15 protein-coding genes and 2 pseudogenes are annotated in these 14,883 nt (G+C 39.9%); 16 read left to right on the top strand and 1 reads right to left on the bottom strand.

Features of this window, described 5'->3' with window-relative positions:
• Positions 1-22: 22 nt before the first annotated feature.
• The 14 genes and pseudogenes from DXN33_RS05250 to DXN33_RS05185 all read left to right on the top strand — a co-directional run.
• Positions 23-1,249, top strand: a complete 1,227-nt coding sequence (locus tag DXN33_RS05250) for an MFS transporter (RefSeq protein ID WP_004254988.1) — start codon at positions 23-25, stop codon at positions 1,247-1,249.
• 143 nt (positions 1,250-1,392) lie between these two features.
• Entirely contained in the window at positions 1,393-2,019 is a 627-nt protein-coding gene (locus tag DXN33_RS05245; protein ID WP_084950705.1) for a TetR/AcrR family transcriptional regulator, read from the top strand.
• Positions 2,019-2,531 (top strand): HdeD family acid-resistance protein, encoded by a 513-nt coding sequence (locus DXN33_RS05240; protein ID WP_000036821.1) that lies wholly within the window; start codon positions 2,019-2,021, stop codon positions 2,529-2,531. The genes DXN33_RS05245 and DXN33_RS05240 overlap by 1 nt, the downstream gene beginning before the upstream one ends.
• A gap of 240 nt (positions 2,532-2,771) precedes the next feature.
• Positions 2,772-3,467: an AzlC family ABC transporter permease gene (locus DXN33_RS05235; RefSeq protein WP_101776616.1), complete on the top strand. Its 696-nt coding sequence runs from the start codon at positions 2,772-2,774 to the stop codon at positions 3,465-3,467.
• Positions 3,457-3,780: an AzlD domain-containing protein gene (locus DXN33_RS05230; RefSeq protein WP_000253935.1), complete on the top strand. Its 324-nt coding sequence runs from the start codon at positions 3,457-3,459 to the stop codon at positions 3,778-3,780. Before DXN33_RS05235 ends, DXN33_RS05230 begins: the two co-directional genes overlap by 11 nt.
• Positions 3,781-3,989: 209 nt before the next feature.
• Complete coding sequence (locus DXN33_RS05220) at positions 3,990-4,820, top strand: amino acid ABC transporter substrate-binding protein (protein WP_004254995.1); 831 nt, start codon at positions 3,990-3,992, stop codon at positions 4,818-4,820.
• A 153-nt stretch (positions 4,821-4,973) separates the two neighbouring features.
• Positions 4,974-5,828, top strand: coding sequence for a MetQ/NlpA family ABC transporter substrate-binding protein (locus tag DXN33_RS05215; RefSeq protein WP_033686143.1), 855 nt, complete (start codon positions 4,974-4,976; stop codon positions 5,826-5,828).
• A 96-nt stretch (positions 5,829-5,924) separates the two neighbouring features.
• Positions 5,925-7,298, top strand: a complete 1,374-nt coding sequence (locus DXN33_RS05210; RefSeq protein ID WP_049546858.1) for a M20/M25/M40 family metallo-hydrolase — start codon at positions 5,925-5,927, stop codon at positions 7,296-7,298.
• Positions 7,291-8,352: a methionine ABC transporter ATP-binding protein gene (locus DXN33_RS05205; protein WP_033680837.1), complete on the top strand. Its 1,062-nt coding sequence runs from the start codon at positions 7,291-7,293 to the stop codon at positions 8,350-8,352. The genes DXN33_RS05210 and DXN33_RS05205 overlap by 8 nt, the downstream gene beginning before the upstream one ends.
• Before the next feature lies 1 nt (position 8,353).
• Positions 8,354-9,046: a methionine ABC transporter permease gene (locus tag DXN33_RS05200; protein ID WP_000444649.1), complete on the top strand. Its 693-nt coding sequence runs from the start codon at positions 8,354-8,356 to the stop codon at positions 9,044-9,046.
• A 129-nt stretch (positions 9,047-9,175) separates the two neighbouring features.
• Entirely contained in the window at positions 9,176-10,045 is an 870-nt protein-coding gene (locus tag DXN33_RS05195; RefSeq protein WP_115904541.1) for a helix-turn-helix domain-containing protein, read from the top strand.
• A gap of 183 nt (positions 10,046-10,228) precedes the next feature.
• Positions 10,229-11,473 carry a transporter gene (locus DXN33_RS05190; protein WP_115904540.1) on the top strand — a complete coding sequence of 415 codons (1,245 nt, stop codon included), beginning with the start codon at positions 10,229-10,231 and terminating at the stop codon, positions 11,471-11,473.
• A 16-nt stretch (positions 11,474-11,489) separates the two neighbouring features.
• A pseudogene (locus DXN33_RS09795) lies at positions 11,490-11,613 on the top strand (ABC transporter permease); the annotation flags it as partial.
• 156 nt (positions 11,614-11,769) lie between these two features.
• Positions 11,770-11,879: pseudogene (locus DXN33_RS05185) on the top strand (ABC transporter permease); the annotation flags it as partial.
• 28 nt (positions 11,880-11,907) lie between these two features.
• Here DXN33_RS05185 and DXN33_RS05180 read toward each other — a convergent pair.
• Positions 11,908-12,477, bottom strand: a complete 570-nt coding sequence (locus tag DXN33_RS05180) for an MptD family putative ECF transporter S component (RefSeq protein WP_115904539.1) — start codon at positions 12,475-12,477, stop codon at positions 11,908-11,910.
• Between the two features lie 134 nt (positions 12,478-12,611).
• Between DXN33_RS05180 and DXN33_RS05175 the strand changes: the two genes are divergently transcribed.
• Together DXN33_RS05175 and DXN33_RS05170 are read left to right on the top strand one after the other, a co-directional pair.
• Complete coding sequence (locus DXN33_RS05175; protein ID WP_115904538.1) at positions 12,612-13,226, top strand: YesL family protein; 615 nt, start codon at positions 12,612-12,614, stop codon at positions 13,224-13,226.
• Positions 13,204-14,874, top strand: a complete 1,671-nt coding sequence (locus DXN33_RS05170) for a sensor histidine kinase (RefSeq protein ID WP_309544216.1) — start codon at positions 13,204-13,206, stop codon at positions 14,872-14,874. The genes DXN33_RS05175 and DXN33_RS05170 overlap by 23 nt, the downstream gene beginning before the upstream one ends.
• The last annotated feature ends 9 nt before the right edge of the window (positions 14,875-14,883 follow it).

The following is a 14,883-nucleotide window of genomic DNA, read 5'->3' as shown; positions in this document are numbered from 1 at the left end:
TGGAACTTTAAAAGGAGTTGTGATGAAAGTATTTCTTCAAAATAGAAATTTTAGGCAATTAACCATCAACCAGTGGATTTCAACGGTTGGGGATACGATTTTTTATCTGGCCTTTTTGAATTATGTGGCAGATGCATCTTTTGCCCCTTTGGCGATTTTACTGATCACGATTTCAGAAACCCTTCCTCAAGTTCTGCAAATCTTTCTGGGAGTTTTGGCGGATTTTCAACATCATCGTGTCCTAAAATATACAATGATTAGTTTTGCAAAATTTTTGCTTTACTCTATCGTTTCTTTATCACTTTCAGGGCAGTCCTTTTCCTTGTTATTAGTAGCATTTATTTGTCTGATTAACCTCTTATCTGACACATTGAGTTATTTTTCAGGCGCCATGCTCACTCCGATTTTCATTAGAATTATTGGGCAAGACCATCTGGCAGAAGCTATTGGATTTAAACAGTCAACTGTTAGTTTAGTGAAAACAATCAGTAATATTCTAGGAGGAGTCTTACTAGGTATTCTATCTATCCAGTCTATTTCCTTACTGAATGCTCTGACCTTTTTAATCGCATTTTTAGGTATTCTTTTCATAAAAACAGACCTCTTGAAAGTAGAAAAAACGATTAGCTATCAAGAAGGACTCTCTGTAAAATCCTTTTGCCAGCATCTGCTCCAATCATCAAAATTGATATGGAATATGAATAAGGTGCTCTTGGTTTTGTTTATTATCTCTATTAGTCAAGCAGTGATAAATGTTACAGTTCCTGTTTCTACTCTGTTTTTGAGGAATCAGCCCTTTTTGAATTTACAAACAGGTCAATCTCTTGCCTTGTTATCCACCCTTGAATTGTCAGCCCTTATTGTCGGAAGCCTTGTGAGTGGCTATCTGAAGAATACAATCTCCATAAAACTAGCCCTATATGCCTCGCTTATTATCCAATTACTCCTTTTAGTTGGCTTTGTGGCAGTTCGTTTTGACTGGATTCTTATCTTTAGTGCCTTGGATGCCTTTTTCGCAGGTATCCTCTCTCCTCGATTACAGGAACTCATTTTTAAACAAATACCTGAGGAGTCAATGGGAGCAGTTCAATCCTCTATCGGTGCCATTACAGTTGTTTTACCTAGCTTATTTACAATAGCTTTGGTAACCATTGCTACTAGCTTTGGAACTCTGGCAGTTAGCTTTGTTTTATTGCTATTTCTTCTAGCTGCCTTTATCATACTCTTGAATATCCGTGAAAACATTTAGCGAAGAATGTGTATATTATATGTTTGAGACTGGATTCCAGTCTGTTTATGATGGCTACAATCAGCAGACTGTTAAATTTTTGAGAAAGTTGCTTGACATTTCAGACCAATCGGTTTATAATTAAAAAATGTAGAGATAAATACATGAGAAAAGAAGAAAAAACAAGACTACGAAGAGAGAAAATCATTACCGCTGCTTTGTTTGAATTTGCTACAAAAGGCTATCAAGGTTTTGTCATCAATGAACTTTGTAAAGTGGATGGTATTTCCAAAGGAGTTTTGTATCATAATTTTTCAGGGGAATCAGACCTCTATCTAACTTGTTTTCAGGAGAGTTTTGAGAAAGCTTTGGCAGTGTTTCTGGGGGTGGAAGGTCAAGTGCCCTCCTTAGCTGATTATATGGAAAGACGTCACCAATTTTATCAGCAATACCCAGAACATAGCCACATTTTCTTTGAGGCAATGATTGCGACACCAGAAGAATTGGAAGCAGACATTGCACCACAGAAAGCTATCTTTTTGGACTTGAATGAACAAGTTTGTCAAAAACTTATATCAGAATCCAAACTGAAAGAGCATATTGATGAGAAACGAGCTATGGACTATCTGCGATTGATTCAGGATATGTTTCGTTCCTATTATTTAACTGTTTCGTCAGATAGCAGTTTGCCTGACTTGGTTTCAGGATATGAACATCAATTATCACAGGTTTTGGATATGATGATTTATGGAATACTAGAGGAAGATTCCTCTAAAAAAGGAGAAAAATAATGTCGAAAATTTGGAAATGGTTGTTACTAATTGCGGGTATTTTTGCAGTTTTTGTAGGTTTTAATATGTTTGCACATCCTCTTATTAGCTTGGCTTCCATGACTTTCTGGTTTGCACTTGTATTTGCAGTTCAAGGGATTTCTGAGATTGTACAATACTTCAAATCAGAAGAAAAGCATGGCTGGAATTTATTTGGAGGAATTGTTACCCTCATCCTCGCTCTTACCTTGTTCTCAGGTAGCTTTATTGAAATGGTAACATTTGTACCATTTATCATTTCTTTATGGGCCTTGACAAATGGTATTACAAAAACTATCGTTGGTTTCAAGGTTCGTAAGACGGATAAATCGGTAGGTACCCCTCTAGTTTGGATGGGGATTTTAGGAATCGTAGCAGGTTTAATCATGATGGGACACCCATTGATGACCGGTCTCTATATTAGTTACACCATTGCCTTTGTCTTTATTTATCAAGGTATTGTGGCAATTGTTCAATTCTTCAAGATTAAATAAGAATAAAATGGAGTCTGTCTGATTACAATCAGCAGACTTTTTTCTCTTTCCTGAATGTGTTATAATAGTCCATGCTATGGCTGGAGCCTTTTCAGCCTACTTATACTCTTCGAAAATCTCTTCAAACTGCGTCAGCTTCTATCTGCAACCTCAAAACAATGTTTTGAGCAACATGTGGCCAGCTTTCTAGTTTGCTCTTTGATTTTCATTGAGTATTATTAAGACAATATGAGGAGAAAGATGAAAGAAAAAGGATTTTGGGAGGGGGCGCAGGCGGCCATGCCAACGGCCCTTGGTTATGTCAGTATTGGCTTGGCCTGTGGGATTATTGGTGCGCCCTATGTGACACCTGTTGAGATGGGCTTGATGAGCCTCTTTGTTTATGCTGGGAGTGCCCAGTTTGCCATGTTGGCACTGATTGCGGTTCAAGCACCTGTGGCAGCTATTGCTATGACGGTCTTTTTGATTAATTTGCGTCTCTTTTTGCTGAGCTTACACGCATCGACCTATTTCCGTCATACCAGTCTCTGGCAAAATATTGGTATGTCTAGTCTCTTGACAGATGAGACCTACGGCGTTTTGATGGGCGAATTGGCCCATACAGACAAGGTCAATCCTATGTGGATGCACGGAAACAATCTCAACAGCTATGTGGCTTGGCTTGTGGGAACAGTTGTCGGAACGGCTCTAGGTGGCCTGCTACCAAATCCAGAAATCTTTGGTTTGGACTTTGCTTTGGTTGGGATGTTTATCGGGATTTTTGCTTCGCAATTCCAGATTATGCAAAGACGGATTCCAGTCCGCAATCTGCTCATTATCCTAGCAGTTGTTGCGGTGTCCTTCTTTTTACTCTTGACAGTGGTGTCTCAGTCGCTAGCTGTTCTGTTTGCGACGTTACTTGGTTGTAGTATGGGGGTGGTCTTAGATGGTCAGTAAGTATCTTTTATTAGCAGTTATTTTCTCTGGCTTGGTGACTTGGATTCCCCGTATGATTCCCTTCATCTTGGTCAAGTATAAGGGCTTGCCTGCTATCGTTGAGCGTTTTTTGAAATTCTTGCCCGTTTCCATTATCTTTGCCTTGATTCTGTCAAGCGTAGTGACAGGTAAGGTTGGGAGCCTTCCTCAAATCAAATGGCTGGATTTCTTAGCAGTCTTTCCAACAGCTTGGGTAGCCTTTCGTTATCGCAATCTAGTCGGAACAGTTCTCTTTGGAGTGGTCTTAATTGCACTCTTGCGTTTGGTCTTTTAATACTCTTCGAAAATCAAATTCAAACCACGTCAGCGTCGCCTTACCGTACTCAAGTACAGCTTGCGGCTAGCTTCCTAGTTTGCTCTTTGATTTTCATTGAGTATAAATCAGCCATAAAGAAAACCTATCACAGAGATAGATATCATATAATGGCGTAAATGCTCTTTTTCTGTTAAGATTATAAGGTATTCTATTTTGGAGGAAATGACATGAAAAAAATCGTTAAATACTCATCTCTTGCTGCCTTAGGACTTGTTGCTGCAGGTGTGCTAGCAGCTTGCTCAGGTGGTGCTAAGAAAGAAGGAGAAGCAGCTAGCAAGAAAGAAATTATCGTTGCAACCAATGCTACACCAAAACCATTCAACTATGAAGAAAATGGCGAATTGACTGGTTACGAAATTGAAGTGGTTCGCGCTATCTTTAAAGATTCTGACAAATATGATGTCAAGTTTGAGAAGACAGAATGGTCAGGTGTCTTTGCAGGACTTGATGCTGACCGTTACAATATGGCTGTTAGCAACATCAGCTACACTAAAGAACGTGCTGAAAAATACCTTTATGCAGCTCCAACTGCTAAAAACCCTAACGTTCTTGTAGTGAAAAAAGATGACCCTAGCATCAAATCGCTTGATGATATCGGTGGAAAATCAACAGAAGTTGTTCAAGGGACAACATCTGCTAAACAGCTAGAAGACTACAACAAACAACATTCAGATAATCCAACTGTCCTAAAGTATACTAAAGCGGACTTCCAACAAATCATGGGACGCTTGAGCGATGGCCAGTTTGACTACAAGATTTTTGATAAAATCGGTGTTGAAACAGTCATCAAGGACCAAGGTTTGGACAACTTGAAAGTTATTGAACTTCCAAGCGACCAACAACCTTACGTTTACCCACTTCTTGCCAAAGGTCAAGATGAGTTGAAAACATTTGTAGACAAACGTATCCAAGAACTCTACAAAGATGGAACTCTTGAAAAGTTGTCTAAACAATTCTTTGGAGACACTTACCTACCAGCAGAAGCTGATATTAAATAATTTTTTGAAATCATCCATTCTGAATCAGGTGGGTGATTTCTCAATTTTTAAGTATATAGTTTTAAACTATATATCTGATTATCTAATAACAATTTGTGAAATCAAACAAATTGTGAGATACTAGTACGGTATTATTTTTAAGGAGAAAGAATCATGAAAATTAAAAAATGGCTTGGTGTAGCAGCCCTTGCTACAGTCGCAGGTTTGGCTCTTGCAGCTTGCGGAAACTCAGAAAAGAAAGCAGACAATGCAACAACTATCAAAATCGCAACTGTTAACCGTAGCGGTTCTGAAGAAGCTCGTTGGGATAAAGTTCAAGAATTAGTTAAAAAAGACGGTATTACTTTGGAATTTACAGAGTTCACAGACTACTCACAACCAAACAAGGCAACTGCTGATGGCGAAGTAGATTTGAACGCTTTCCAACACTATAACTTCTTGAACAACTGGAACAAAGAAAACGGAAAAGACCTTGTAGCGATTGCAGATACTTACATCTCTCCAATCCGTCTTTACTCAGGTTTGAATGGAAGTGACAACAAGTACACTAAAGTAGAAGACATCCCAGCAAACGGAGAAATCGCTGTACCAAACGACGCTACAAACGAAAGTCGTGCACTTTACTTGCTTCAATCAGCTGGCTTGATTAAATTGGATGTTTCTGGAACTGCTCTTGCAACAGTTGCTAACATCAAAGAAAATCCAAAGAACTTGAAAATCACTGAATTGGATGCTAGCCAAACAGCTCGTTCATTGTCATCAGTTGACGCTGCCGTTGTAAACAATACCTTCGTTACAGAAGCAAAATTGGACTACAAGAAAGCACTTTTCAAAGAACAAGCTGATGAAAACTCAAAACAATGGTACAACATCATCGTTGCGAAAAAAGATTGGGAATCATCACCTAAGGCTGATGCTATCAAGAAAGTGATCGCAGCTTACCACACAGATGACGTGAAAAAAGTTATCGAAGAAACATCAGACGGTTTGGATCAACCAGTTTGGTAATAAGAAACAGGGAGGTGGGAGAGAAAATTCCACCTCTTGCTTTTGTATAGAGCATGGATTGTCAGGAAGAGTAGTTCATAGAAAGGTAGAGAGAAAATGGTTTTTCCTAGTGAACAAGAACAGATTGAAAAATTTGAAAAGGATCATGTGGCCCAGCATTATTTTGAGGTTTTGCGTACCCTGATTTCTAAGAAATCGGTCTTTGCCCAGCAGGTTGGACTCAAGGAAGTCGCAAATTATCTTGGTGAGATTTTCAAGCGTGTGGGGGCTGAAGTGGAGATTGATGAGACTTATACAGCGCCCTTTGTCATGGCGCATTTCAAGAGTTCGCGTCCAGATGCCAAGACCTTGATTTTCTATAACCACTATGACACTGTGCCAGCGGATGGGGATCAGGTCTGGACAGAGGAGCCCTTTACGCTTTCGGTCCGCAATGGCTTCATGTATGGACGTGGGGTTGACGATGATAAGGGTCACATCACAGCTCGTTTGAGTGCTTTGAGAAAATACATGCAGCACCATGATGACCTGCCTGTCAATATCAGTTTTATCATGGAGGGAGCGGAGGAATCGGCTTCGACAGACCTGGATAAGTATCTAGAAAAGCATGCGGATAAACTCCGTGGTGCGGATTTATTGGTCTGGGAACAAGGAACCAAAAATGCCTTGGAACAGCTGGAAATTTCTGGTGGAAATAAGGGGATTGTGACCTTTGATGCCAAGGTTAAAAGTGCTGATGTGGATATCCACTCTAGTTATGGTGGGGTTGTGGAGTCAGCTCCCTGGTACCTCCTTCAAGCCCTACAGTCTCTTCGTGCCGCAGATGGTCGTATCTTGGTTGAAGGTTTGTACGAAGAAGTACAAGAGCCAAATGAACGTGAATTGGCTTTGGTGGATATCTATGCTCAACGAAATCCAGGAGAAATCAGCCAGATTTATGGTTTGGAATTGCCTCTCTTACAAGAGGACCGCGCAGACTTTCTAAAACGTTTCTTTTTCGAGCCAGCTCTTAATATCGAAGGGATTCAGTCAGGTTATCAAGGACAAGGAGTCAAAACGATATTACCTGCAGAAGCCAGTGCTAAGCTAGAGGTTCGTTTGGTTCCTGGCCTAGAACCGCATGATGTTCTGGAAAAAATTCGGAAACAGCTAGACAAAAATGGCTTTGATAAGGTAGAATTATACTATACCTTGGGAGAGATGAGTTATCGCAGCGATATGAGCGCACCAGCCATTCTCAATGTAATCGAGTTGGCCAAGAAATTCTATCCACAGGGCGTTTCAGTCTTGCCGACGACAGCGGGGACAGGGCCTATGCATACGGTCTTTGATGCCCTAGAGGTGCCAATGGTGGCCTTCGGTCTAGGAAATGCCAACAGCCGAGACCACGGTGGAGATGAAAATGTGCGAATCGCCGATTACTACACCCATATTGAATTAGTAGAGGAGCTGATTAGAAGCTATGAGTAGAGACATTATCAAGTTAGATCAGATCGATGTGACTTTTCACCAAAAGAAGAGAACCATCACAGCGGTCAAGGATGTGACCATTCACATTCAAGAAGGGGATATCTACGGAATCGTTGGATATTCTGGAGCAGGGAAATCAACCCTTGTACGGGTGATTAACCTCTTGCAAAAACCATCTGCAGGGAAAATTACCATTGACGACGATGTGATTTTTGATGGTAAGGTGACCTTGACAGCAGAGCAGTTGCGTCGTAAACGTCAGGATATTGGAATGATTTTCCAGCATTTCAATCTGATGAGTCAAAAGACGGCAGAGGAGAATGTAGCCTTTGCCCTCAAACACTCTGGGCTTAGCAAGGAAGAAAAGAAGGCTAAAGTAGCTAAGTTGTTGGACTTGGTTGGCTTGGCAGATCGTGCTGAAAACTATCCTTCACAACTATCTGGAGGACAAAAGCAACGTGTGGCTATTGCGCGTGCTTTGGCAAATGATCCAAAAATCTTGATTTCAGACGAATCAACGTCTGCCCTTGACCCTAAGACAACCAAGCAGATTTTGGCCTTGTTGCAAGATTTGAACCAAAAATTAGGCTTGACTGTTGTCTTAATTACGCATGAAATGCAGATTGTCAAAGATATTGCCAACCGTGTAGCAGTTATGCAGGATGGGCATTTGATTGAAGAGGGAAGTGTCCTTGAAATCTTCTCAGACCCTAAACAACCTTTGACTCAAGACTTTATCTCAACAGCTACAGGTATTGACGAAGCCATGGTCAAAATCGAGAAGCAAGAAATTGTGCAACATCTGTCTGAAAACAGTCTTTTAGTGCAACTCAAGTATGCAGGTGCTTCAACAGACGAGCCACTTTTGAATGAATTGTACAAGCATTACCAAGTAACGGCTAATATTCTCTATGGGAATATCGAAATTCTTGATGGCACTCCTGTTGGAGAATTGGTTGTGGTCTTGTCAGGTGAAAAAGCAGCGCTAGCAGGTGCTCAAGAAGCCATTCGTCAGGCAGGCGTACAGCTAAAAGTATTGAAGGGAGGACAGTAAGATGGAATCATTGATTCAAACCTATTTGCCAAATGTCTATAAGATGGGCTGGGCTGGTCAGGCAGGCTGGGGAACAGCCATCTACCTAACCCTCTATATGACAGTTCTTTCCTTCATCATCGGAGGGTTCTTGGGGCTAGTTGCAGGTCTCTTCCTTGTCTTGACAGCGCCAGGTGGTGTCTTGGAAAATAAAGTCGTTTTCTGGATTTTGGATAAAATCACCTCTATTTTCCGTGCGGTTCCATTTATCATTCTCTTGGCAGTCTTGTCACCCTTCTCTCATCTAATCGTAGGAACAAGCATTGGTCCAAATGCGGCTATTGTACCCCTATCTTTTGCAGTCTTTGCCTTCTTTGCCCGTCAAGTACAGGTTGTCTTGGCTGAGCTAGATGGTGGTGTCATTGAGGCGGCTCAAGCTAGCGGAGCGACATTCTGGGATATCGTAGGTGTTTACCTATCAGAAGGTCTTCCAGATTTGATCCGTGTGACGACTGTGACCTTGATTTCCCTTGTTGGGGAAACAGCCATGGCCGGTGCGGTTGGAGCTGGTGGTATCGGTAACGTGGCCATCGCTTATGGATTTAACCGCTACAATCATGATGTGACCATCTTGGCAACCATCATTATCATTTTGATTATCTTTACAATCCAATTCTTGGGAGATTTCTTGACTAAGAAATTGAGCCATAAATAAAGAGAATTAGGCAATCTGTACATCATTCATAGGAGTTTAAGGTATAGTCCATACTTAAAATTCTCTGTACTGGTTGCTATCAATTGTTACTTTTATGAGTAAGAGAGTTAAGAATTGTGGGGAGTCAATATGCAAAATCTGGGAGAAGTTTTTAAAGAATTGAGAAAGAGTCGGAATGTATCCCTACAGGAGGCGACGGGAGGAGAGTTTACTTATTCCATGCTGAGCAAATTTGAGCGTGGAGAAGCAGACTTATCATCTATGAAATTGATTACTGCCTTAGATAACATCCACTCTGATTTGAATGAATTTATGTACTTGGTACGTGGTTTTTCTCAGAAAAAGGTTTTGGCTTTTCAAGAAAATCTCTGGGATCTATATGACAGAGAAGGGATTGATTCTCTCCAATCCTTGTATGAAGAGACGACTAAAAAGTACAGATCAAGTGCTAAAAAAAGCTATCTTTTACAAATGATTCGTATCAAAAGCCTTCTCGTATTTTTTGATTCAGAGATAAGGGCAACGGATGAAGAACTGACTTTTCTCTATGACTATTTTTTTACTATTGATATCTGGGGAAATTATGAATTGGAATTATTTTCAACGATTTCTACTTTGTTCCCTCTGCCCCTCTATTTTAAATATTCTAGGGAGATGTTACAAAAGACAGATTTATTAGGCTCTTTACCTAGTAACAAAGTCGGTATTGATACCATTTTGATTAATGGACTCTTTAAAGCGATAGAGGAAAAGGATAAATTAAAAGCAGACTATTTTGTTTTTCAGATTGAAAAACGAGAATTGCCAGAGTCTGAAGCCTATCTTAAAATTATTTATATGATTGCTAAAGGGTATTATGATACTATTTTTAATGTAAAAAATAAGGGTCTTGAAAAAATCCAGAGAGGCATTACAATCTTACAAGATTTAGAGTATATAGATGGTGCAAGATATTATGAAAACTATTTTGCAAATCAGCTCTCAAATGAAGATTTGTAATATATTCTCATTACATCGACCGATGAAAAATAAATTGCCTTGTAGATGGATTGATAATTCTAGTATCTAGGAGCTAGAGTTCCTATTTTCAGAAAAAATATATTACAAAAAAGTGGGGACTCCCGCTTTTTTTGTTAGACTGATTTCAATAGAATACTCTTTGAAATGTGAGAAAGGCCTATTATGAAACTATTCTTAAAACATCATTTATTTAGGATACTTACCTTATCAAGGTTTTTGAGCTCAAGTGGAGCTTATATTTATAATCTGGTATTTATCGTTTATGCTGCGAGTCTACCCTTTAAAAATATAGCTGTATTTATGGCGAATATGATTACGATTTTACCTTTCCTATTTACTTTTTATGTTGGGATTAAGGCTGATCATACTCGGAATAAAGCAGGGACAATTATCTGGGTTGGTTGTGTGCAAAGTCTACTATTTCTTTTGATTGCTAGTGTGATTCATGACCAGAACTTCGTAACGTTTGCTTTTATCTGTATGGTTAATATCTGTTCGGATGTTTTATCAGATTATACAGCAGGTCTTCGTATGCCGATTATCCAGCATAATATTTCGGAAGATAAGCTCTATGAAGCTTATTCCTTTACTCAGTTTGTCTCCTATTTATCAAATCTAGGAGGTCAAGCCTTAGGAGTGTGGTTACTCACAACAAGCCACCAAAATTTTTCTTTTGTTGCAATTGTGAATGCTGGCTTCTTTTTACTATCTTCTCTTATTTTGTTCAAAAATAGAAGAGAATTGACGTATTTGTCTGTAACGGTAGAGAATGAGTCGATTAGTTTACTTCAACAAGTTAAGGCAATCTATGCGGACATGGATGATATCTTTAGGCAAAGAGAAAGTAAATCTTTGTTTAAAATGATCCTTGTCATTTTGGTAATGAATACTTTGGGAGGAGCTGTTGGAGGTATTTATCACTTTTACTTATTAGACCATACTATCTATCATCTCAGCTATGCTCAAGCCCTATTTTTAATTGAATGTGTTAGCTTGGGAGGAGCTATTCTTGGTAGCTTAACTCCCCATGATTATTTTGGGAAATGGTCTTTTTCAAGCTTGTTATCGCTCAATGCAATTCTGTTTGTCTTGCTGGCTACTGCTAATATTTTAGATTTCTCTCCTCTAGTAGGTGTTGCCTGCTTAGCCTTTGTCATGTATTTGATGTCGAAATCAATGCCTAAATTAGATACTTTGTTACTGTCTAATTTGAGTGCGGATGTATTAGCTAGGAGTAATAATCTCTTGAGTATGATTTTTTCCCTAACATTACCCTTGGGAATGTCTGTATTTTCATTCTTAGCTTTACAAGATATCAGGCTTTGTTGGTGGGTGTTTTTAGTAGTGAGTGTGATAGGGTTGATTTTATCCCTAGAAAAAAGAAGTTTTTCAGGTAAAAAATTTTAACCGAGGAAGCCCAGACTTACTAGAAGGCCTTCCAGATTTGATTCGTGTGACGACTGTGATCTTTTTCCCTTGTTGGGGAAACAGCCATGGCGGGGGCAGTTGGAGCTGGTGGTATTGGTAACGTAGCCATCGCTTATGGAGCTATACTCTTCGAAAATTTCTTCAAACTACGTCAGCTTTGCCTTGCCGTAGGTATATGTAACTGACTTCGTCAGTCTTATCTCCAATCTCAAAACAGTGTTTTGAGCAACCTGCGGCTAGCTTCCTAGTTTGCTCTTTGATTTTCATTGAGTATTAACCCTTACAATCACGATGTGACCATATTGGCGACTATCATTATCATTTTGATTATCTTTGCAATCCAATTCTTGGGAGATTTCTTGACTAAGTCTTGAGTCATAAATAAAAAGAGCCGTGTGGCTCTTTTTTATTGACTAGATTTTCTGCGCAAATTTTTTACTCAAGGCTTGTCCAATCAAGGCACCCAATAGGGCTCCGATGACTACACTTGCGATAAATAGAAGGATGGTTCCAGGATTTGGAGCAACCATGATACGGTCGATATATTCTTGGGATTTTCCTCTTGCCAGAAGGGTAGCCATATAGGCTTTGGGGGCAATCCACATAATCAAGATTGGACCTGTTGAACTAAAGGCAAAGAGAATGAAAGAAAGGAAATTCTTTGTTTGGTCCTTGTATTTTCCTAGGCTAGCTACTCCATCTGCTAGGAGGCCACAGATAATTCCAGGAAGAAAGGCACCGGCACCGTGTTTAGTTCCCAAGAAAAAGAGGGCAATGACAAGTCCGATAGTGGTAATGGCTCCAAAACGCGGAACTTTTGCGATTAGCATCATATAGGCGCTACCGCCGACAAGGGCAGTAAAGGCAGGCGCATAAAACATGTTTCCAGTTTGGTCAAAGAGATTGCCCAAAAGGACACCAATCCCCATGCAGAGGAAGTAAAGAACTGCAAAAAGCAGTGTAGTTAAGATAGATTTCTTCATGAATTGTCTCCTGATAATTTTTTCACAATTCTCATTTTACCATGGTTTGGTGGGATTGTAAATGGATAGTAGAAGTTTTTGAAAACGCTTGAAATATGATATAATGGTTTCATAGTTATTTTTAGGGGGATATCATGGGGAGATTTTTAGACTTTGTCTTTAATCGTTTCTTTTTAGGGATGATTGCGACAGCCTTCTTTTGGCTATTAACATTGGCAGGAGGGATTATTCTTGGTCTAGCGCCGGCTAGTGCCACCTTGATGAGCTTGTATGCAGAACATGGTTATAGCTTTCGGGAATACAGTTTAAAGGAAGCTTGGTCTCTTTACAAGCAAAATTTTGTCTCAAGCAACCTGATTTTCTATAGCTTTTTAGGGGTGGATTTGATTTTAATCTATGGCTTGTATCTCTTGGTGCAATTGCCTCATCAGACTATTGTTCATTTGATTGCGACATTTTTGAATGTTCTAGTAGTTGCCCTGCTCTTTTTGGCCTATACAGTATCTTTGAAATTACAAGTTTATTTTGATTTGTCCTATCGAAATAGTCTCAAACTATCTTTGATTGGTATCTTTATGAGTCTAGCAGCTGTGGCTAAGGTTCTCCTTGGGACAGTGCTACTTGTGGCAATTGGCTACTATATGCCTGCTCTTCTCTTCTTTGTAGGAATTGGGATGTGGCATTTCTTTATCAGTGATATGTTGGAACCGGTCTATGAAAGTATCCATGAAAAATTGGCGACAAAATAGAATGAAGCAGTTTTGGCTACATACGCTTCTGCGAACCTACAGTTCAGTTATGATCATTATTATTGCGAGTTTTGCAATCTTACTCTCCTATGCTGACTGGGATTCAAGGGAAAAGGAAGCCCAGAGAGTAGCCCAGCGCGTAACTACTCGAACAGTCGAAGAGGTGGAGTATTATTATCGCGAATCAGCCCAACTAGCGCAGGATTTAGTAGACAATCAAGCCCGCATACAAGGGGTTTATAAGTATTTTAGTCTATCAACATCTGAGTATTTTTATTGGCTGTTGGAGCATCAAGCTGCTTCGTCAACTTCTATTTCTCTGTATGAAAATATTGATGATCTTTATGTCCAAAATGACTATATAACGGGTGTTGCAATCGTCTTACAGGACTTTAAAGAAGTGTATGTTTCGAGCAGAAACGAGAGAGGTGGTCATACGGTACTTGCGGAAGGCTTTAAACCGGAGGCCAATAGTTTTGGAGTTCCTATTTTAGACCCAGCGACGGATCAATCTATAGGGGTTGTTTACATCTCCTTGGATCCAGAAATCTTATACCATGCTGTGGACAATACCCGAGGTCATATCCCGATGGCAGTTACTGTGACTTCACCTTTTGATACGGAGATTTTTCATATTGGTGAGAGGGTCAATAGGGAGCATGAGAACTGGTTTGTTGGTGTGACCTCTCATGGTTATCAGGTTCAGGTGGCAGTTCCCAAAAACTTTGTTTTGCAAGGAACAGTGACCAGCTCTGCTTTGATTGTAGGCTTGAGCCTTCTCTTTATTGTCATTCTCTATCTGACTTTGAGGCAGACCTTTGCCAATTATCAAAAGCAGGTAGTGGATTTGGTGGATTCCATCCAAGCTATTGCCCAAGGGGAGGAAGGTCTTCGCATTGATACTCTTGAAAAGGATCAGGAATTGCTCCTAATCGCAGAGACCACCAATGATATGTTGGATCGCTTGGAAAAGAATATCCATGATATTTATCAGCTAGAGCTTAGTCAAAAAGATGCCAATATGCGAGCCCTACAAGCTCAAATCAATCCTCATTTTATGTATAATACGCTGGAATTTTTGCGCATGTATGCAGTTATGCAGAGTCAAGATGAGTTGGCAGATATCATTTATGAGTTTAGCAGTCTCTTGCGGAACAATATTTCTGGCGAAAGAGAAACTCTTCTCAAACAGGAATTAGAATTTTGCCGTAAATACAGCTATCTCTGCATGGTTCGCTATCCTAAATCCATTGCTTATGGTTTCAAGATAGACCCAGAATTAGAGAATATGAAGATTCCTAAGTTCACCTTACAACCGCTGGTAGAAAACTATTTTGCGCATGGTGTTGACCACAGGCGGACAGATAATGTGATTAGCATCAAGGCTCTCAAACAGGATGGCTTTGTAGAAATTTTGGTGGTCGATAATGGCCGTGGAATGCCGACTGAAAAGCTGGCAAGTATTCGAGAAAAATTAAGTCAGAGACATTTTGAACACCAGGCGAGCTATAGTGCAAAAAGGCAGTCTATCGGGATTACCAATGTACATGAGCGTTTTGTGCTCTATTTTGGGGACCGCTATGCCATTACTATAGAGTCTGCGGAGCAAGCAGGTGTTCAGTATCGTATTACAATTCAAGATGAGTAGAAAGGGAGA

Origin of the sequence: Streptococcus sp. NM (assembly GCF_003390135.1) — a bacterium.
Lineage (GTDB): Bacteria > Bacillota > Bacilli > Lactobacillales > Streptococcaceae > Streptococcus.
This window is presented reverse-complemented; position numbering and strand designations above follow the sequence as displayed.

Coding starts and splice junctions, on each gene's coding strand:
- DXN33_RS05250 (WP_004254988.1), top strand. CDS start 23: ATGAAAGTATTTCTTCAAAATAGAAATTTTAGGCAATTAACCATCAAC.
- DXN33_RS05245 (WP_084950705.1), top strand. CDS start 1,393: ATGAGAAAAGAAGAAAAAACAAGACTACGAAGAGAGAAAATCATTACC.
- DXN33_RS05240 (WP_000036821.1), top strand. CDS start 2,019: ATGTCGAAAATTTGGAAATGGTTGTTACTAATTGCGGGTATTTTTGCA.
- DXN33_RS05235 (WP_101776616.1), top strand. CDS start 2,772: ATGAAAGAAAAAGGATTTTGGGAGGGGGCGCAGGCGGCCATGCCAACG.
- DXN33_RS05230 (WP_000253935.1), top strand. CDS start 3,457: ATGGTCAGTAAGTATCTTTTATTAGCAGTTATTTTCTCTGGCTTGGTG.
- DXN33_RS05220 (WP_004254995.1), top strand. CDS start 3,990: ATGAAAAAAATCGTTAAATACTCATCTCTTGCTGCCTTAGGACTTGTT.
- DXN33_RS05215 (WP_033686143.1), top strand. CDS start 4,974: ATGAAAATTAAAAAATGGCTTGGTGTAGCAGCCCTTGCTACAGTCGCA.
- DXN33_RS05210 (WP_049546858.1), top strand. CDS start 5,925: ATGGTTTTTCCTAGTGAACAAGAACAGATTGAAAAATTTGAAAAGGAT.
- DXN33_RS05205 (WP_033680837.1), top strand. CDS start 7,291: ATGAGTAGAGACATTATCAAGTTAGATCAGATCGATGTGACTTTTCAC.
- DXN33_RS05200 (WP_000444649.1), top strand. CDS start 8,354: ATGGAATCATTGATTCAAACCTATTTGCCAAATGTCTATAAGATGGGC.
- DXN33_RS05195 (WP_115904541.1), top strand. CDS start 9,176: ATGCAAAATCTGGGAGAAGTTTTTAAAGAATTGAGAAAGAGTCGGAAT.
- DXN33_RS05190 (WP_115904540.1), top strand. CDS start 10,229: ATGAAACTATTCTTAAAACATCATTTATTTAGGATACTTACCTTATCA.
- DXN33_RS05180 (WP_115904539.1), bottom strand. CDS start 12,477: ATGAAGAAATCTATCTTAACTACACTGCTTTTTGCAGTTCTTTACTTC.
- DXN33_RS05175 (WP_115904538.1), top strand. CDS start 12,612: ATGGGGAGATTTTTAGACTTTGTCTTTAATCGTTTCTTTTTAGGGATG.
- DXN33_RS05170 (WP_309544216.1), top strand. CDS start 13,204: ATGAAAAATTGGCGACAAAATAGAATGAAGCAGTTTTGGCTACATACG.